This window comes from Streptomyces sp. NPDC006733, from assembly GCF_040636125.1.
GTDB lineage: Bacteria > Actinomycetota > Actinomycetes > Streptomycetales > Streptomycetaceae > Actinacidiphila.
On sequence record NZ_JBEYJD010000021.1, the window covers coordinates 99391 to 117886 of the forward strand.

14 protein-coding genes are annotated in these 18496 nt (G+C 71.7%); 11 read left to right on the plus strand and 3 right to left on the minus strand.

From position 1 onward, the window contains the following. Nucleotides 1-275 precede the first annotated feature (275 nt). The 8 genes from ccrA to ABZ721_RS20185 all read left to right on the plus strand — a co-directional run bounded on the left by ccrA (nucleotide 276) and on the right by ABZ721_RS20185 (nucleotide 12628). On the plus strand, nucleotides 276-1622 hold the full coding sequence (gene ccrA, locus ABZ721_RS20150; protein ID WP_358789990.1) for a crotonyl-CoA carboxylase/reductase: 1347 nt from the start codon (nucleotides 276-278) through the stop codon (nucleotides 1620-1622). Continuing rightward, the gene (locus tag ABZ721_RS20155; RefSeq protein ID WP_358789991.1) at nucleotides 1622-3619 is read left to right on the plus strand and encodes a protein meaA; all 1998 of its coding nucleotides are present in this window, start codon (nucleotides 1622-1624) and stop codon (nucleotides 3617-3619) included. The genes ccrA and ABZ721_RS20155 overlap by 1 nt, the downstream gene beginning before the upstream one ends. Before the next feature lie 2 nt (nucleotides 3620-3621). Beyond that, complete coding sequence (locus ABZ721_RS20160; RefSeq protein ID WP_358790030.1) at nucleotides 3622-4128, plus strand: MaoC family dehydratase; 507 nt, start codon at nucleotides 3622-3624, stop codon at nucleotides 4126-4128. A 1-nt stretch (nucleotide 4129) separates the two neighbouring features. After that, on the plus strand, nucleotides 4130-5350 hold the full coding sequence (locus tag ABZ721_RS20165) for an acyl-CoA dehydrogenase family protein (RefSeq protein WP_358789992.1): 1221 nt from the start codon (nucleotides 4130-4132) through the stop codon (nucleotides 5348-5350). Nucleotides 5351-5520: 170 nt separating this feature from the next. Beyond that, the gene (locus tag ABZ721_RS20170; protein ID WP_138355546.1) at nucleotides 5521-6168 is read left to right on the plus strand and encodes a phosphatidylserine decarboxylase; all 648 of its coding nucleotides are present in this window, start codon (nucleotides 5521-5523) and stop codon (nucleotides 6166-6168) included. Then, complete coding sequence (gene pssA, locus ABZ721_RS20175) at nucleotides 6155-6997, plus strand: CDP-diacylglycerol--serine O-phosphatidyltransferase (RefSeq protein WP_358789993.1); 843 nt, start codon at nucleotides 6155-6157, stop codon at nucleotides 6995-6997. The genes ABZ721_RS20170 and pssA overlap by 14 nt, the downstream gene beginning before the upstream one ends. 200 nt (nucleotides 6998-7197) lie before the next feature. Then, the gene (locus ABZ721_RS20180; protein ID WP_358789994.1) at nucleotides 7198-11856 is read left to right on the plus strand and encodes an RHS repeat-associated core domain-containing protein; all 4659 of its coding nucleotides are present in this window, start codon (nucleotides 7198-7200) and stop codon (nucleotides 11854-11856) included. A 28-nt stretch (nucleotides 11857-11884) separates the two neighbouring features. Further along, nucleotides 11885-12628 carry a hypothetical protein gene (locus ABZ721_RS20185; protein ID WP_358789995.1) on the plus strand — a complete coding sequence of 248 codons (744 nt, stop codon included), beginning with the start codon at nucleotides 11885-11887 and terminating at the stop codon, nucleotides 12626-12628. A 105-nt stretch (nucleotides 12629-12733) separates the two neighbouring features. Here the strand turns inward: ABZ721_RS20185 and ABZ721_RS20190 are convergent, their stop codons facing one another. Beyond that, nucleotides 12734-13891: a glycerate kinase gene (locus ABZ721_RS20190; protein ID WP_358789996.1), complete on the minus strand. Its 1158-nt coding sequence runs from the start codon at nucleotides 13889-13891 to the stop codon at nucleotides 12734-12736. 252 nt (nucleotides 13892-14143) lie between these two features. Here ABZ721_RS20190 and ABZ721_RS20195 point away from each other — a divergent pair, with 252 nt between their 5' ends. Then, nucleotides 14144-14671 carry an N-acetyltransferase gene (locus ABZ721_RS20195; RefSeq protein ID WP_358789997.1) on the plus strand — a complete coding sequence of 176 codons (528 nt, stop codon included), beginning with the start codon at nucleotides 14144-14146 and terminating at the stop codon, nucleotides 14669-14671. A 10-nt stretch (nucleotides 14672-14681) separates the two neighbouring features. Further along, on the plus strand, nucleotides 14682-15239 hold the full coding sequence (locus ABZ721_RS20200) for an NUDIX hydrolase (protein ID WP_358789998.1): 558 nt from the start codon (nucleotides 14682-14684) through the stop codon (nucleotides 15237-15239). Between the two features lie 59 nt (nucleotides 15240-15298). Here ABZ721_RS20200 and ABZ721_RS20205 read toward each other — a convergent pair whose 3' ends face one another. Then, nucleotides 15299-17062, minus strand: coding sequence for a gamma-glutamyltransferase (locus tag ABZ721_RS20205; RefSeq protein ID WP_358789999.1), 1764 nt, complete (start codon nucleotides 17060-17062; stop codon nucleotides 15299-15301). A gap of 42 nt (nucleotides 17063-17104) precedes the next feature. After that, nucleotides 17105-17572: an SCP2 sterol-binding domain-containing protein gene (locus ABZ721_RS20210; RefSeq protein ID WP_358790000.1), complete on the minus strand. Its 468-nt coding sequence runs from the start codon at nucleotides 17570-17572 to the stop codon at nucleotides 17105-17107. A gap of 140 nt (nucleotides 17573-17712) precedes the next feature. On the opposite strand from ABZ721_RS20210, the gene ABZ721_RS20215 reads away from it, so the two are divergent. Next, nucleotides 17713-18495 carry a nucleotidyltransferase domain-containing protein gene (locus ABZ721_RS20215; RefSeq protein ID WP_358790031.1) on the plus strand — a complete coding sequence of 261 codons (783 nt, stop codon included), beginning with the start codon at nucleotides 17713-17715 and terminating at the stop codon, nucleotides 18493-18495. Nucleotide 18496 lies beyond the last annotated feature (1 nt).

Below are 18496 nucleotides of genomic sequence, written 5' to 3' on the forward strand. Positions count from 1 at the left end.
AACGTTGGGGGCACCTCCCAGCGTCAGCTGGGGGAGTGTCCGGGCGGGCGGCCGCATATCCCACGCACGCCGTCTGTCCCCAAAGGCCCGGACGCCTGCGTCACAGGCACCCCCGGATCCGTCCGGGGAAACACCGCGCCACCGCGCGGGCCGTTTCCACCCGTGCGACCGTCACGGGAGCAGTACCCCCGCCGAACCGACGGCACCAGTCACCCGTCAGCCCTCGCCGACGTTCCCTCAAGCCTTTCTACGTCGCGCTTCGCCGGAGGCACCCCGTGAAGGAAATTCTGGACGCGATCCTCGCGTCGGACAGCTCGGACAGCTCGGCCGCCGACTTCGCGGCCCTGCCGCTGCCGGAGTCCTACCGCGCCATCACCGTCCACAAGGACGAGGCCGAGATGTTCCGCGGCCTGGACAGCCGTGACAAGGACCCGCGCAAGTCCCTGCACCTGGACGACGTGCCGGTCCCCGAACTCGGTCCCGGCGAGGCCCTCGTCGCCGTCATGGCCAGCTCGGTGAATTACAACTCCGTGTGGACCTCGATCTTCGAGCCGGTCTCCACGTTCTCGTTCCTGGAGCGGTACGGGAAGCTCTCGCCGCTGACCAAGCGGCACGACCTGCCCTACCACGTCATCGGCTCCGACCTCGCGGGCGTCGTGCTGCGCACCGGCCCCGGCGTCAACGCCTGGAAGCCGGGCGACAAGGTCGTCGCGCACTGCCTCTCGGTCGAGCTGGAGTCCTCCGACGGCCACAACGACACGATGCTCGACCCCGAGCAGCGCATCTGGGGCTTCGAGACCAACTTCGGCGGCCTCGCCGAGATCGCGCTCGTCAAGTCCAACCAGCTGATGCCCAAGCCCGCCCACCTCAGCTGGGAGGAGGCCGCCTCCCCCGGGCTGGTCAACTCCACCGCCTACCGCCAGCTGGTGTCCCGCAACGGCGCCGGCATGAAGCAGGGCGACAACGTGCTGATCTGGGGCGCCTCCGGCGGCCTCGGCTCCTACGCCACCCAGTTCGCGCTGGCCGGCGGCGCCAACCCGATCTGCGTGGTCTCCAGCGACAAGAAGGCCGACATCTGCCGGGCGATGGGCGCCGAGGCGATCATCGACCGCAACGCCGAGGGCTACAAGTTCTGGTCCGACGAGCACACCCAGGACCCGCGCGAGTGGAAGCGGTTCGGCAAGCGGATCCGCGAGCTGACCGGCGGCGAGGACGTGGACATCGTCTTCGAGCACCCGGGCCGCGAGACCTTCGGCGCCAGCGTGTACGTCACCCGCAAGGGCGGCACGATCGTCACCTGCGCCTCGACCTCGGGCTACACCCACGAGTACGACAACCGGTACCTGTGGATGTCGCTCAAGAGGATCGTCGGCTCGCACTTCGCCAACTACCGCGAGGCGTGGGAGGCGAACCGGCTGGTCGCCAAGGGCAAGATCCACCCGACGCTGTCGCGGACGTACACCCTGGAGGAGACCGGCCAGGCCGCGTACGACGTGCACCGCAACCTCCACCAGGGCAAGGTCGGCGTCCTGGCGCTGTCCCCGCAGGAGGGCCTGGGCGTCACCGACCACGAGATGCGTGCGAAGCACCTGCCGGCGATCAACCGCTTCCGGAACATCTGATGACGCGGCGCGAGAAGGACCGTCCGTGGCTCATGCGGACGTACGCCGGCCACTCCACCGCCGAGGCGTCCAACGAGCTGTACAAGAACAACCTCGCGAAGGGGCAGACCGGCCTGTCCGTCGCGTTCGACCTGCCGACCCAGACCGGCTACGACCCGGACCACATCCTCGCCCGCGGCGAGGTCGGCCGGGTCGGCGTCCCGGTCTCGCACATCGGTGACATGCGGCGGCTGTTCCAGGACATCCCCCTGGAGGGGATGAACACCTCCATGACCATCAACGCCACCGCCATGTGGCTGCTGGCGATGTACCAGGTGGTCGCCGAGGAGCAGGGCGCGGACATCACCAAGCTGCAGGGGACGACGCAGAACGACATCGTCAAGGAGTACCTGTCGCGCGGGACGCACGTCTTCCCGCCCGGCCCGTCGCTGCGGCTGACCACCGACATGATCACGTACACGGTCAACAACATCCCCAAGTGGAACCCGATCAACATCTGCAGCTACCACCTGCAGGAGGCCGGGGCCACGCCGGTCCAGGAGATCGCCTTCGCGATGTCCACCGCGATCGCCGTCCTGGACGCGGTCTTCGCGTCCGGGCAGATCCCGCAGGACCGCCGCGGCGAGGTGGTCGCCCGCATCTCGTTCTTCGTCAACGCGGGCGTCCGCTTCATCGAGGAGATGTGCAAGATGCGGGCCTTCGGCCGCCTCTGGGACACCGTCACCCGGGAGCGGTACGGCATCGAGAACGCCAAGCAGCGCCGTTTCCGCTACGGCGTGCAGGTCAACTCGCTCGGCCTGACCGAGGCCCAGCCGGAGAACAACGTCCAGCGCATCGTCCTGGAGATGCTGGCCGTCACCCTCTCCAAGGACGCCCGCGCCCGCGCCGTGCAGCTCCCCGCCTGGAACGAGGCGCTGGGCCTGCCCCGGCCCTGGGACCAGCAGTGGAGCCTGCGCATCCAGCAGGTGCTCGCGCACGAGAGCGACCTGCTGGAGTACGAGGACATCTTCGAGGGCAGCCATGTCGTCGAGGCGAAGGTCGCCGAGCTGATCGGCGAGGTGACCGCCGAGATGGAGCGCATCGAGAAGATGGGCGGCGCCATGGCCGCCGTCGAGTCCGGCTACCTGAAGTCGGCGCTGGTCTCGTCGCACGCCGAGCGCCGCGCGCGCATCGAGTCGGGCGAGGAGAAGATCGTCGGCGTCAACTCGTACCAGGGCACCGAGCCCAGCCCGCTCACCGCCGACCTCGACACCGCCATCATGACCGTCGACCCGGCCAACGAGGCGCGCGTCGTCGCCGCGCTGCACTCCTGGCGGGACGACCGCGACGAGCAGCGCGCCCAGGAGTCGGTGGCGGCGCTGAAGGCCGCGGCGGCGGGCAGCGAGAACCTGATGGCGGCGACGCTGGCGTGCGTACGCGCCGGTGTGACGACCGGCGAGTGGTCCTGGGCGCTGCGGGACGTCTTCGGCGAGTTCCGCGCCCCCACGGGCGTCAGCAGCGCCCCGGTGGCGGTCACCGCCGAGGCCGGCACCCCGCTGGCCGAGGTGCGCCGCAAGGTCGCCGCGACGGCCGCGGAGCTCGGCAGCGGCAAGCTGCGGCTGCTGGTCGGCAAGCCGGGCCTGGACGGGCACTCCAACGGTGCCGAGCAGATCGCCGTACGGGCCCGCGACGCGGGCTTCGAGGTGGTCTACCAGGGCATCCGGCTCACCCCCGAGCAGATCGTCTCCGCGGCCGTGGCCGAGGATGTGCACTGCGTGGGCCTGTCGATCCTGTCGGGTTCGCACGCGGCGCTGGTGCCGGACGTGCTGGAGCGGCTGCGCGGGGCCGGCGTGGACGACGTGCCCGTGATCGCCGGTGGGATCATCCCCCCGGCGGACGCCGCGGCACTGCGTGCCGCCGGCGTGGCGGCGGTGTTCACCCCGAAGGACTTCGGCATCACTGAGATCATCGGCCGGATCGTGGACGAGATCCGGCTCGCGAACAAGTTGGAGGTATGACGGTGCAGTTCGGTCGCACTTACGAGGAGTTCGAGGTCGGTGCCGTCTACAAGCACTGGCCCGGAAAGACGGTCACCGAGTACGACGACCACCTCTTCTGCCTCCTCACGATGAACCACCACCCGCTCCACATGGACGCGAACTACGCCGAGAACACCACCGACTTCGGCAAGAACGTCGTGGTGGGGAACTACATCTACTCCCTGCTGCTGGGCATGTCCGTGCCGGACGTGTCGGGCAAGGCCATCGCCAACCTGGAGGTCGAGTCGCTCAAGCACGTGGCGCCGACGTTCCACGGCGACACGATCTACGGCCAGACCACCGTCCTGGACAAGTGGCCGTCCAAGTCGAAGGACGACCGCGGCATCGTCCACGTCGAGACCAAGGGCTACAAGCAGGACGGCACCCTGGTGTGCGTCTTCCGCCGCAAGGTCATGGTCCCCACCGCCACGTACATCAAGGAACGCGGCGGCGAGCAGCCCGGCCGCCCCGACCTGCAGGAGAACTGACATGTCTCGTCTCGCTCAGACCGACGGGCTGACCGACATCCAGCGGGAGATCCTCTCCACCGTCCGCAGCTTCGTGGACAAGGAGATCCTCCCGGTCGCCACGGAGCTCGAACACCGCGACGAGTACCCCACCGAAATCGTTGAGGGCCTCAAGGAACTTGGCATCTTCGGGCTGATGATTCCCGAGGAGTACGGGGGCCTTGGTGAGTCTCTTCTCACATACGCCCTCACCGTCGAGGAGATTGCCCGCGGCTGGATGAGTGTGTCCGGAATTATCAACACTCACTTCATCGTCGCCTACATGCTCAAGCAGCACGGCACGCAGGAGCAGAAGGAGTACTTCCTGCCCCGGATGGCCGCCGGCGAAGTGCGCGGCGCCTTCTCGATGTCCGAGCCCGGACTGGGCTCCGACGTCTCCGCGATCCGCACCAAGGGCGTCCGCGACGGCGACGACTACGTCGTCAACGGCCAGAAGATGTGGCTGACGAACGGCGGCTCGTCCAACCTCGTGGCGGTGCTCTGCAAGACCGACGAGGGCCTGTCCCCGGAGGAGGCGGCCGCCAAGCCGCACCGGTCGATGACGACCTTCCTCATCGAGAAGGAGCCGGGCTTCGGCCCGAACCCGACGGTCCCCGGCCTCACCGTGCCCGGCAAGATCGAGAAAATGGGCTACAAGGGCGTCGACACGACCGAGCTGATCCTGGAGGACGTCCGGGTCCCGGCGAACCGCGTTCTCGGAGGTCAGAGCGGTCGCGGCTTCTACCAGATGATGGACGGCGTCGAGGTCGGGCGGGTCAACGTGGCGGCGCGCGGCTGCGGAGTCGCACAGCGCGCGTTCGAGCTCGGGATCTCCTACGCGCAACAACGCCACACCTTCGGCAAGCCGATCATCGAGCACCAGGCGATCTCCTTCAAGCTCGCCGAGATGGCGACGAAGGTGGAGGCCGCCCACACGATGATGGTGAACGCCGCGCGCAAGAAGGACTCGGGCCAGCGCAACGACCTCGAGGCCGGCATGGCGAAGTACCTGGCCTCGGAGTACTGCAAGGAGGTCGTCGAGGACGCCTTCCGCATCCACGGCGGGTACGGCTTCTCGAAGGAGTACGAGATCGAGCGCCTCTACCGGGAGGCCCCGATGCTGCTCATCGGTGAAGGTACCGCTGAGATCCAGAAAATGATCATTGGCCGCAGGCTGCTGGAGGAGTATCGTATTCAGGGCTGAATGTCCTGATATAAGCGATATATTCGAGGTGAAGGTCACACCGAGTCATCGCGTACCGGCCATCGACTCGCCCTCGCGCTTGCCGAGTTGTGGGTGCCACCCGATACCATCTTGGTAAAGCCGCCGTCCCCAGAACCATCTTGCGGCATCCTCCGCTACGAAGGTCTTCCATGCCCCACAGCCATTCCTCTGCACCTCGCGGCCGGGTCCGCCTCGCGCGCGGAGCGTCGCCGTGGCTCCTCCCGACCGTCGCCGCTGCGGCCGTCAGCCTCACCCGAGCCCGCCGCTCCGGGCGCTGGGCGACCGTGGCCGTACCCACCACCGCCCTGGCCGCGGGCATGCTGTGGTTCTTCCGTGACCCTGAGCGAGAGATCGCTCAGGGCCGGGTGATCTCACCGGCCGACGGCGTGGTGCAGAGCATCATGCCGTGGAAGGACGGGCGCACCCGCGTCGCGATCTTCATGAGCCCACTGAACGTCCATGTGAACCGTGCACCGCTCGCGGGCACCGTCACCTCCGTGGAACACATCCCCGGCGGTTTCGTCCCGGCGTTCAACAAGGAGAGCGAGAACAACGAACGCGTTGTCTGGCACTTCGACACCGAACTCGGCGACATCGAGATGGTGCAGATCGCCGGCGCGGTGGCCCGCCGTATCGTTCCTTACGTGCCCTCGGGCACCAAGGTCGAGCAGGGCGAGCGCATCGGACTGATCCGCTTCGGCTCCCGCGTCGACATCTACCTCCCCGAGGGCGTCCTGCCCGACGTCGAGGTCGGACAGACCACCATGGCTGGGGTGACTCGTCTTGACCGTGATTGATCCCGATACTCAGGCTCCCTGGGTGACCGAGCTGGAGGAAGAGGTCGACGACCTCCCCCTCTCCACGCGGCTGTCCATCGCGGACACGCTCACTCTCGGTAACGCCATCTGCGGATTCATGGCCGTGTACTTCACGACCACCGGCGTGCTGGTGCCGCACCTCATGGGCACCGCCGACGGCGGCATGGCGCGGCACAACGCCGCGACGGCCGTGACGCTGATGCTGATGGCGTCCGTCTTCGACCTCCTGGACGGGCTGGTGGCGCGCAAGCTCCGCAGTTCCGCGATGGGCGCCGAGCTGGACAACCTGTCGGACCTGATCAGCTTCGGCCTCGCACCGGCCTACTTCGTGGTGGTGTGGGGGCTGGTCGCGGACGACGCGCACGGCCGGGTCTCGGCGGTCGCCGCCGTCGTGGTCCTGCTCGCCGTGGTCCTCAGACTCGCGCGCTTCTCCTGCACCACGGTGCGGGACGGGGTCTTCCAGGGCATGCCGAGCCCCTTCGGCGCGATGACGGTCGTCTCCGTCGTCCTGCTGGAGCTGCCGTTCATCCCGACGCTGCTGGCGATCGTGGGCGTGGCGTGGCTGATGATGAGCCGCGTCGAGTACCCCAAGCCCCGCGGTCGGCTCGCGCTGATCACGCTGGCCTGGATCTTCATCAGCATGGGCTGCCTGGCGGCCTGGACGCTGGACGTACCGGGCGGGCACCTGCTGCTCCAGACCGGCGCGGCGCTGCAGATCCTCGCGGCGGCGGTCATCCCGTGCTTCGCGACGACGCGCCGGGTGAACACGTTCCGCAACAACCGCCGCGAGGCGCGCGCCGAGCAGTGACGGTGCCGCCGCCCCGCGCGGCGCGACAACCGAAGACACCGAAGGGCCCCGGGCGATCCGCCCGGGGCCCTTCGCGTGCGTGATGGGGGCGGTGGTGCCGGAGTAACAGGTTGTCAACAAACGGGGTCCCCCTGGCGTCCCCCCTGGGTGGGCGATGCGAGAATCGAGCCGAAGTTGATCACTCGTGGGGGAGCTGGACGGTGGCGAATCGGCCGACGGATTGGCATGTGCTGGACCTGGACCGGGATCCGGTCCCGGGCGACCCCTACGAGGTCAAGGAGCTGGCCCGCAAGCTGGGCGACTTCGCGGACGACGTCTCCTCGGCGCTCCGCTCCGTCAAGGGCCTGAGCGGCAACAACGCGGTGCAGGACTGGGCGGGTCTGGCCGCCGACGCGTACCGGGAGCAGTTCGGTGATCTGCCGGGTGAGCTGACGAAGCTGGAGAAGTCCTACCGGCTGGCGTCGGGCGCCCTGGAGGCGTACTGGCCGAAGCTGGAGACCGCGCAGGCGGACGCCGACCGGGCGCTGGCCCAGGGCCGGACCGCCCGCCAGGACCTCGACGCCGCCAAGACCACCCAGGGCAACGCGAACGACTGGGTGAAGCGGGCGGGCGACAAGTCCAAGGAGTACCAGGCCGACCCCAAGCCGGGCGTGGAGCCGCCGTCGGCGGAGGAGGTCCGGACCGCCACCCGCAACGCGCTGGACGCGTCGAACGCCCAGAAGTCCGCCAACGCAGCCGTCCACGAGGCGCAGCAGCGCCTGGACGCGGCGAAGGAGCTGGCCGCCCAGGCCGCCCACCTGCGCGACACCGCTGCCAGCACCGCCGAGCACGCCCTGCACGAGGCCTCCGACGCCGGGATCAAGAACAAGCACTGGTGGGAGAAGGCGGTCGACTGGGTCGCCGACCACTGGGACGAGATCGTCGCCGTCTGCAAGGTCATCGTCGCCGTGCTCGGCATCATCGTGCTGATCATCGGCGGCCCGCTGGCCTGGCTGGTGCTGGCGGCGGCGCTGGTCGTGCTCGCCGACACCCTCATCAAGTACGCGCAAGGAAAAGCCAGCCTCTGGGACGTGGCCTTCGCCGCCCTGGACTGCATCCCCATGTTCAAGGGCCTGACCACCCTCGGCGGCCTCGCCAAGATGGCGAAGAGCCTGCCCGCGCTCCTCAAGAGCGGCAAGGCGCTGGAGAACATCGCCAACAGCGTCCGCAAGGGCGGCCAGGCGTTCAAGGACGTCTTCACCTCGCTGCGCCGGGGCGCGAAGGACGACATCGCGGCAGGCAAGCCGTTCTCCGGGCGCTGCAAGGGCGGCGACCCCATCGACATGATCTCCGGCGAGATGCTGCTGGCCGACCGGGACGTCGCGCTGGCCGGGATCCTCACGCTGCTGCTGACCCGCACCCACGTGTCGTCCTACCGCACCGGCCGCTGGTTCGGCCCGTCCTGGTCCTCCACCCTCGACCAGCGGCTGGAGGCGGACGGCGACGGCCTGGTCTTCGCCGCCGACGACGCGATGATGCTGGTCTACCCGGTGCCGCGGCCCGGCGGGCCGATCATGCCGACGCGCGGTCCGCGCTGGCCCCTGGAGTGGGACGGGACACCCGAGGGCGAGATCCGGATCACCGATCCGGCTTCGGGGATCGTCCGGCACTTCACGCCGGTCGACTCCCCCACCGGCGCGCCCGCCGGGCTGATGTCGCTCGGGCTGACCGCGATATCGGACGCCAACGGCAACCGGATCGACATCGAGCGCGCGGCCGACGGGACCCCGCTCGCCGTCCGCCACAGCGGCGGCTACCACCTCGCCGTCGACACCTTCGACCGCCGCATCACCGCCCTGCGCCTGCTGGGCACGGAGGACGGCCCCGAGGGCACCGTCCTGCGGCGGTACGGCTACAGCGTCAACGGCGACCTCACCGAGGTCACCGACGCGCTGGGCAACACCGAGCGGCTGGAGTACGACGCGGACGGCCGGGTCGTCCGGCGCACCGACCGCGCCGGCCGCTGGTACGGCTGGGAGTACGACCCGGCGGACCGCTGCGTCAGCGGCGTGGGCCAGGACGGCTACCTGAGCTGCTCGATCACCTACGACGACGAGGCCCGCAGCACCGTCTACACCAACTCGCTCGGCCACAGCACGACGTACCGCTACAACGAGCGGATGCAGCTGGTCTCGTCGACCAACGCGCTCGGCGAGACGCTGGTCAACGAGTGGGACGAGTTCGACCGCCTGGTGGCCCAGACCGACGCCCTGGGCGCGACCACCCGCTACGCGTACGACGAGGAGGGCGACATCGTCGCGGCGGTCCGCCCGGACGGCGCCTCCACCGGCGCGGTCTACGACGAGCGCCGGCGACTGGTGCGGGCGGTCGAGCCGGACGGCACGGCCTGGCTGCACACCTACGACGACGCGGGCAACGTGACGTCCACCGTCAATCCGGCGGGCGGCCGGACCGAGTACGCGTACGACGCGGTCGGCGCCCTGGCGGCCGTCACCGACGCCATGGGACGCACCAGCCGGTCCAGGAACAACGCCGCGGGGCTGCCCGTGGAGTTCACCGACGCCCGGGGAGCGGTCAGCACCATCGAGCGCGACCCCTTCGGCCGGGTCAGCACCTTCACCGACCCGCTCGGGCAGGTCACCCGCTTCGGGTGGACCGCCGAGGGCCGCCCGGTATGGCGCGAGCAGGGCACCGGCGAGAGCGAGTTCTGGGAGTGGGACGGCGAGGGGCACCTCGTCTCGCACATCGACGCCGTCGGGCGCACGGCGAGCTTCACCGTCGGCCCCTTCGGTGTGGCGACGGCCCGCGAGCTCGCCGACGGAAGCCGGTACGACTACGCCTTCGACAGCGAACTGAATCTGCTGACCGTGACCGACCCGCGGCAGCGGGTCTGGCGGTACTCCTACGACGCGGCGAACCGCGTCCGGTCGGAGACCGACTTCTCCGGCCGCGTCCTGCGCTACGAACTGGACGCGATGGGCGAGCTCATCGCCCGCACCAACGCCGCGGGCGAGACCATCCGGTTCGGGCGGGACGTGTTCGGCCGCACGGTCGAGACGCACTACGACGGCCACACCGCCCGCCTCACCTACGACATCAGCGGCAACATCGTCCGGGAGACCGGCCCCGGCATCACCGTCGAGCGGGAGTACGACGCCGCGGGCGCGCTGCTGTGGGAGAGCGTCAACGGCAGGACCACCACGTACGCGTACGACGTCCTGGGCCGCAGGACCCGGCGGCGCACGCCCACCGGGGTCGAGTCCACCTGGACCTACGACGGTGTCGGCAGCCCGACCGCGCTGGAGACGGCCGGCCACCGCATGACGTTCGGCTACGACGAGGCGCTGCAGGAGACGCACCGCGGCCTGCCGGGCGGCGTGTCGCTCACCCAGTCCTGGGACCCGGCGGGCCGGATCAGCGAGCAGCGGCTCGACCGGGCGGCGGAGCCGCTCCAGCAGCGCGCGTACACCTACCGGCCGGACGGCGTCCCGACGTCGGTCGCCGAGCTGACCTCGGGCACCCGCCGCTTCACCCTGGACCCGGCGAACCGGGTCTCGGCGGTCGACGCGCGCGGGTGGACCGAGCGGTACTCGTACGACCCCGCGGGCAACATGACGCGGGCCGAGACCCCCGGAGCGGACGGCGAGGAGGCGGTCCGGGCGTTCGCCGGCAACCGCATCCGGCGCAGCGGGCGCACCACCTTCGAGCACGACGCGGAGGGCCGCATCGTGCGCAGCGTCCACCGGCTGCTCAACGGGCAGAGCCGGGTGCGCACCTTCACCTGGAACAGCCAGAGCCAGCTGGTGGCGACGACCACCCCCGACGGGGCCCGCTGGCAGTACACCTACGACCCCGCGGGCCGCCGGACGGCGAAGGCGCGCGTGGACGCGGGCGGCGCGCCGGTCGAGCAGACGGTCTTCGTCTGGGACGGCGCCCGGCTGATCGAGCAGATCAGCGCCGACGGCCGGTCCACCTCCTGGGACTACAAGCCGAGCAGCTTCCTGCCGGTGGCGCAGTTGGACCGCGCCGGTACGGACGCCCGCTTCCACGCCGTCGTCACCGACCTGACGGGGGCGCCCGCCGAGCTCGTGTCGGCCGACGGGGAGCTGGCGTGGAGCCGGCGGACCACGCTGTGGGGAGCCCCGCTGCCCCCGCAGGCGCTGGGGGGCGGCGACGGCGGCGTCGACTGCCCGCTGCGCTTCCCCGGCCAGTACGCCGACGAGGAGACCGGCTGGCACTACAACTACCAGCGGTACTACGACCCGCGGACCGGCCAGTACGTCACGCCCGACCCGCTGGGCCTGACCGCGGGGCCGAACGACACCGCGTACGTGCCGAACCCGTTCACCCTGACCGACCCGCTCGGGCTGCACTGGCAGGACCCCAACAACGGCAACAAGTTCGGCCGCGACCCCAGCCTGCCGCCGAAGACCGACGAGGGGCCCAAGTACACCCGCAACAACCAGTACGGCACGGAGTACCGCCAGTCCACGCACGACCACATGACGGAGCACTACACGGACGAGGGCCGGACGCAGGGCCGGGCGCCGCTCGACGCCGACGGCAAGCGCATCCCGCGCGAGGACCTGAACTGGTACGACGGCCAGGGCAGGAAGATCTGGGACCCGAACGCCGAGAACCCCAAGCCGTTCCACAAAACGGTAACGTACGAGCACCTGGACCCCGTGGTGGACCACTGGAACCGGGAGGGGCGCTTCACCGACAAGGCGACGCGCAAGGACTTCTACAACAACACGGACCATATGGAGCCGATGGGCGCGAAGGAGAACTCGCGCGGGGGCGGCAAGATGACGGCCACGTACAGTCAGGAAGTCGGACCGGGATACTCGTGCACCTGACCCTCCTGCACCCGACCAAGGAGATTTCATGGACATCCGGGAAGTAGTCACCGGCTTCCGCGGCGCGACACCGCTGGAGGGCCTGGAGGACGCCTGGACGTGGGCGCCCGCGCCCCGCCTGGACTTCGCGGGGGCGCTCTCCGCGGACGGCAAGCGGCTGCTGCAGCTGAACGCGCGCGACTCGTTCGACAAGGACCTCGCCGTCGCGACGCTGGCCTTCGCCCGCGCCCACGAGGACGAGATCGTCGCGCGCAATCCGTACTTCGGCGCGTTGGAGGGCTTCCGGGCACCCGGCGGGCGGGCCTTCGACTCGGTCCTGCTGGTCGCCCCCGAGGTGCACCAGTTCTACGACTACGACCGGCCCGAGCTGACGCCGTTCGTCCGGCTGGCCTTCCCGGCGTACGCGGTGGAGTTCGCCGGCGACGAGACGCTGGACGAGGCGATCACCCGCTTCGACCTGATGCGGCCGAACAACCTCGGGCGCGACCCGCTGCCCTTCCTCAAGATGCGGTTCGCCAACACCAGGACGCAGGGCCGCAGCACCAACAAGGGCCGGGGCTTCACCGATCCCCGCAACCTGGAGAGCGAGCTGCGGCAGCTGGAGGGCGCGGACGGGAGCTTCGTCGAGTTCGAGAACCGGCACCGCCACGTCTGGCGTGTCGAGTGGCACGGCGCGTACTACCTCGCGGAGTGGGACACCCAGGACGGCGAGCCCCGGGAGATCACGCTCGACGAGCTGCTGGAGTTCTCGGCGGCGCGCCTGCGGGACTGACGCGCGGAGCCGACGGGGCGGGCCGGAGTCCTTCCGGCCCGCCCTCGGCGTGTCGCGGGCGCGTGGCGCGTGGCACGTTCTGTGCGCCCGGCGCGTCCGGTGCCGCTAGTGCGCCAGGAAGTCCCGGGCCAGGGCCTGGGCGACGCGCTCCAGCAGGGGCCCGGCCTGGGCCATGCAGACGGCCGGGTCCGGCTCGATGTCGGTCAGGGCGTAGGCGCGGCGGATGCCGGCCCCGCCCAGAGCGCCGGGGGCCAGCGCGAGCCGGCCGCAGACGGCGACGACGTCCAGGTTGCGGGCGCGGGCGGCCTGCGCGACACCGACCGGGGCCTTGCCGTGCAGCGTCTGCTCGTCGAGCGAGCCCTCACCGGTGATCACGAAGTCGGCGCGGTCGAGCGCCTCGGCGAAGCCCAGCACCTCCAGCATGACGTCGATGCCGGGCCGGAAGGCCGCGTCGAGGCCGACCAGCGCCCCGTAGCCGATACCGCCCGCGGCGCCGGCTCCCGGCGCCTCGGCGGCGTCGGCCGCGACGGATCCGCGGGCCGCGGTGAGCACCTCGACGAACCGCCCGAGGGCGGCGTCGAGCGTGGCCACGTCCTGCTCGGAAGCGCCCTTCTGCGGACCGTAGACGGCCGCGGCGCCCTTCGGGCCGAGCAGCGGGTTGTCGACGTCGCTGGCGAGCACCACCTCGGTGTCGGCCAGCCGCGCGTCGAGCCCGGACAGGTCTGCGGTGGCGAGGGCGGCCAGCGCCCCGCCGCCGGGTCCGACCGGCGCTCCGTCCGCGTCCAGCAGCCGGGCGCCGAGCGCGACCAGCATGCCCGCGCCGCCGTCGTTGGTGGCGCTGCCGCCGACGCCGAGCACGATGGTGCGCGCGCCGTCGTCCAGTGCGGCGCGCAGCAGCTCGCCGGTGCCGAGCGTGGTGGCCGTGAGCGGCTCGAAGACGCCCTCCGGCAGGTGCCGCAGGCCGGAGGCCTCGGCCATCTCGACCACGGCGGTGGTGTCGCGCACGGCGTACGTGGCCGTCACCGGCTCGCCCAGCGGCCCGGTCACCCGCAGCTCGCGGCGTTCGAAGCCGGCCGCGACGGCCGCCTCTACGGTGCCGTCACCGCCGTCGGCGACCGGCACCGACTCGACGGTCAGCCCCGGCACCACGTGCAGCAGGCCGGCCGTGACGTGCTCGGCGACCTGCACCGCGGTCAGCGATCCCTTGAACTTGTCGGCGGCGATCAGTACGCGCCCCGTCGTGTGTCGTGAAGCGTCGGACACGTTTACTCCCCATCCGATACAGAACGTCGCGCCGTTCGGACCTTATCCCGCCATCGGCCGCGTGCCCATGGCCGCCCCGGTGCGCCGCCCTGTCACCTCAGGAGTTTCACCGACATAGCGGGGCGTTTCGTGACGGTCTGCGGCCCGTGGGGCAGCGCGCCCGCCGGACGGGACCGCGACACGCCCGTCCCCCGCACCCGGCCGCCGCATATTCGTTTGCGGCCGTCCGGCGGGGTGCGGCACAGTGCGCCGGTGCTGATCCGACGGGAACGACCCACCGACATCGACGTCATCCGTGACGTGACCACCGCCGCGTTCGCCAGGCCCGGGCAGGCCGACGGCTCCGTCGAGGCCTCGCTGGTCGACCGGCTGCGGGCGGACGACGCCTGGCTCCCCGAGCTGTCGCTCGTCGCGACGGACGGCGAGGACCGGGTGATCGGGCACGTGCTGGCGACCCGCGCGCACGTCGCCGGGACGCCCGTGCTCGCGATCGGCCCGCTGTCGGTGGCCCCCGGCCACCAGGGGGCCGGGGTCGGCAAGGCGCTGATGCACACCGCCCTCGGCGCCTGCGACGCGCTGGGCGCGCCGCTGGTGGTCCTGCTCGGCAACCCCCGCTACTACGAGCGGTTCGGTTTCCGCCTCGCCGAGGAGTACGGGATCACCCCGGCGGTGCCCGAGTGGCGGCCGCACTTCCAGGCCAGGACGCTGTCCGGCTACGATCCGGCCGATCCGGCCCTGCGTGGCGCGTTCGCGTACGCGGCGCCCTTCGACGACGTGTGAGCCGCGTAGGTTGGGGTCCGTGACCCAGGACTACGCCTCATACATCGCCGGCCTGCCGAAGATCCTCGCGGGAGCGGCGATGCTCTTCCGGGACGGGGCCGGCCGCGTGCTGCTCGTGGATCCCAACTACCGCGAGGGCGAGCGGAAGTGGATCCTGCCCGGCGGCACGGTGGAGTCGGACCGCGACGAGTCGCCCCGGCAGGGCGCGCGCCGCGAGGCCGCCGAGGAGATCGGTCTGGACATCGAGCCGGGCGCGCTGCTCGCCGTCGACTGGGTGACCCGCGCCGGCCGGCCGCCGCTGGTGCTGTACCTGTACGACGGCGGCGTGCTGGGCGGGGAGCAGCTCGGGGCGATCCAGTTGCAGAAGGAGGAGCTGGACGCCTGGAACCTCGTCCCGCTCGACCAGATCGACATGTTCGCCGCCCCCGGCATCGAACGCCGGATCCGCGCCGGGTTCGCCGCCCTGATGGCCGGGAGCGGACCCGTCGAGCTGGAGGACGGCCACCGGGTCGGCCCGCCGCCGGCGGTGGACCACACCGGCCGGACCGGCCGGCGACCGGGCGCGTAGTCCCTCGGCGGACGGGTGCGCGGCCGGCCGGCTGATCCGTCACCGATCCGCCGGGCCCGTCAGCGGCCGACCGCGTACCCCTGCATGCCGCGCGGGTTGGCTGCCGCCGAGAGCACCCCGGTCCCGGGGTCGCGGGCGACCGCGCAGAGCCGGCCCTCCGTCCAGGGGCCGCCGACCGTCACCCGGTGCCCGCGCCGGCGCAGTTCGCCGATGGACCGCTCGCCGAGGCGGGACTCGACGGTGACGCTGCCGGGCCGCATGACCCGGGGATGGAACGAACCGGGGAAGCTGTCGGTGTGCCAGCCGGGCGCGTCGATCGCCTCCTGCAGGCCGAGCCCGCCCAGGGCGACGGCCAGGAAGAAGTGCAGCGACCACTGGTCCTGCTGGTCGCCGCCCGGGGTGCCGAACGCGAGGACGGGCTCGCCGTCGCGCAGCGCCATCGACGGTGACAGCGTCGTGCGCGGGCGGCGTCCCGGCGTCAGGGAGTTGGGCAGCCCCTCCTCCAGCCACGCCATCTGCAGCCGCGTGCCGAGCGGGAAGCCGAGTTCGGGAACGAGCGGGCTGGACTGAAGCCAGCCGCCGCTGGGGGTGGCGGCGACCATGTTGCCCCAGCGGTCGACCACGTCCAGATGGCAGGTGTCGCCGCGGGTGCGGCCGTCGGCGGCGACCGTGGGTTCGCCCGTGCCGGGCGCGCCGGGCGCGGCGTCGAGGGCGAAGCGCGGCAGCCGGGGCACGCGCCCGCCGGGGCTGCCGGGGCGCAGCTCGTGGGACGCGTCGGCGCCGACCAGCGCGCGGCGCCCGTCGTTGTACTCCGGCGACAGCAGCGTCCCGACCGGTACGTCCGCGCCGGCGTCGCCGTACCAGGCCTCGCGGTCGGCCATCGCGAGCTTGGCACCCTCGACGAGGGTGTGGACGTAGCCGGGCTCCTGGTAGCCGAAGCCGTCCGGCAGCAGGGCCAGTTGCTGGGCGAAGACCGGGCCCTGGCTCCACGCGCCCGCTTTGCAGACGGTCCAGCCGAACCGGTCGTACGTCAGCGGGGGTTCGTAGCGCGCCTCGTATCCGGCCAGGTCGTCCCCGGTGAGCGTCGAGGCGTGCCGCCTGCCGGAGGTGTCCATCGCGGGGCGGGCGGCGGCCGCGGCCAGCGCCTCGGCGATGAAGCCGGAGCGCCAGATCTGCCGGGCGGCCTCGATCCGCCGCTCCCGCCCGCCGCCGCCCGCCCGTGCGTCGGACTCGCGCAGCAGGCGCTGCCAGGTGGCGGCCAGGGCGGGGTTCCGCAGCAGGGCGCCGGCGCGCGGCGCGGCGCCTGCCGGCAGGTACAGGGCGGCGGAGCTGGTCCACTCGGTCTCGAAGAGGGTCCGCACCGCCTCCACGCTCGCGCCGATCGCCGCGACCGCCGGGTGCCCGTGTTCGGCGTAGCCGATGGCGTACTTCAGGACCTCGGCCGGGGACTTCGTGCCGTGGTCGCGCAGCAGCACCATCCAGGCGTCGAACGCGCCGGGCACGGCGGCGGCCAGCGGTCCGGTGCCGGGCACCAGGTCCAGGCCGAGGCTCCGGTAGTGCCCGACGGACGCCCCGGCGGGGGCGGGCCCCTGCCCGCACAGCACCCGCACCGGGCCGCCGGCGGGCGCGAGGAGGATCGGCACCTCCCCCGCGGGACCGTTCAGATGCGGCTCGACGACCTGGAGGACGAATCCGGCGGCCACGGCGGCGTCGAACGCGTTCCCACCGTCCTCCAGCACGGCCATCGCCGACTGCGACGCGAGCCAGTGCGTCGACGAGACCATGCCGAAGGTCCCCTGGAGGGTGGGCCGCGTGGTGAACACCGGCCCCCTACCGGTCCCGCCGGGGTATCCGCATCGGTGCCCTCACGCCTTCGGTATGTCGAAGAAGTACGTCAGTCCGCCCGCGAGGCGGATGTCGCCCTGGATCTTGAGCTTACGGGTGAAGAACAGCGCGGGGCCAGAGGCGTTCCCGGAGACGAGCTTGAGGAACTCCGGGGCGGCCATGGTGAGGGTGAGCTGCGGCTCGCGGGTGGACTCCTGCCGGGACACCTTGCAGGCGCCGTCGGCGATGTGGGTCTCGTAGACGTCGCGGGCGTCGTCGCCGTTGGTGATCCGCCACCGGATGAGCGCGTCGCGCTTGCCCGCGGCGTCCGGCTTGAAGAGGGTCTCCATCCGGTTGAAGACCTCGTCGAGCACGCGCTTGCGCTGGGGTCCGCTCATCAGCTCGGCGATCCGCCGGACGGGCAGCTCCTTGACGATGCGGGCGAACTCCTTGGGCTCGACCGTGCCGAAGTCGAGCGTGTCGAGGTCGAGATCGTCGATGTCGGCCATGCCGGGCACCATCCTTACTCCAGAGTAAGTTTACTGATGGGTAAGCCTAGGGCCGTGACCTCTAGGCTGGCAACGTGTCCAACGATTCCTCCACCGGCCCCGCCCACTCCCCCGACACGGCGGGCGCGGCCGTGCACGCGATGGCCGAGCGGCTGACCGGCGTCCCGGGCATCGCCGGGGTGATGCTCGGCGGCAGCCGGGCGCGCGGCACCCACCGCCCGGACTCCGACTGGGACCTCGGCCTGTACTACCGGGGCGAGCCGGATCTCGCGGCGCTGGCCGCGCTCGCGGCGGAGTTCACCGGCGGCCCTGTCGAGGTCGCCGGCCCCGGCGGCTGGGGGCCCTGGGTCAACGGCGGCGCCTGGCTGACCGTCGACGGGGTGCCGGTCGACTGGATCCTGCGCGACCTCGACCGCGTCGAGCGCGTCTGGGACGACTGCCGCGCCGGCCGCTACGAGGTCGGCACGCAGCCCGGCCACCCGCTCGGCTTCTGGTCCCCCGCCTACCCGGGCGAGGTGGCGCTGGGCCGCGTACTGGGCGACCGGGACGGCGAGTTGGCCGCGCTGCGGCAGCAGACCCTGCACTACCCCGAGCCGCTGCGCGAGGCGCTCGTCGCCGCCGCGTGGCAGGCGGACTTCCTCGTGGCGGGCGCCCGCAAGTCCGCCCGCGCCCAGGACACGCTGCACGCCGGGCTCTGCCTGTCCCACGCCCTCGGCGTCCTCGCCCAGTCCCTCCACGCGCACCACCGCACCTGGTGCCTCAACGAGAAGGGCGCCCTGGCGGCCGCCGCAGCGCTCCCCGCGGCGCCCCCGGACTTCCGCGCCCGCGCCGAAGCCGTCCTGACCCGGCTCGGCGACCCGGCGGCCGCCGTCGCAGCGGCGGCCGCGCTCGTCACGGACACGCGCGACGTGCTCAACTCCTGAT

Coding starts and splice junctions, on each gene's coding strand:
- ABZ721_RS20170 (WP_138355546.1), top strand. CDS start 5,521: ATGCCCCACAGCCATTCCTCTGCACCTCGCGGCCGGGTCCGCCTCGCG.
- ABZ721_RS20215 (WP_358790031.1), top strand. CDS start 17,713: ATGGCCGAGCGGCTGACCGGCGTCCCGGGCATCGCCGGGGTGATGCTC.
- ABZ721_RS20210 (WP_358790000.1), bottom strand. CDS start 17,572: ATGGCCGACATCGACGATCTCGACCTCGACACGCTCGACTTCGGCACG.
- ABZ721_RS20165 (WP_358789992.1), top strand. CDS start 4,130: ATGTCTCGTCTCGCTCAGACCGACGGGCTGACCGACATCCAGCGGGAG.
- ABZ721_RS20185 (WP_358789995.1), top strand. CDS start 11,885: ATGGACATCCGGGAAGTAGTCACCGGCTTCCGCGGCGCGACACCGCTG.
- ABZ721_RS20155 (WP_358789991.1), top strand. CDS start 1,622: ATGACGCGGCGCGAGAAGGACCGTCCGTGGCTCATGCGGACGTACGCC.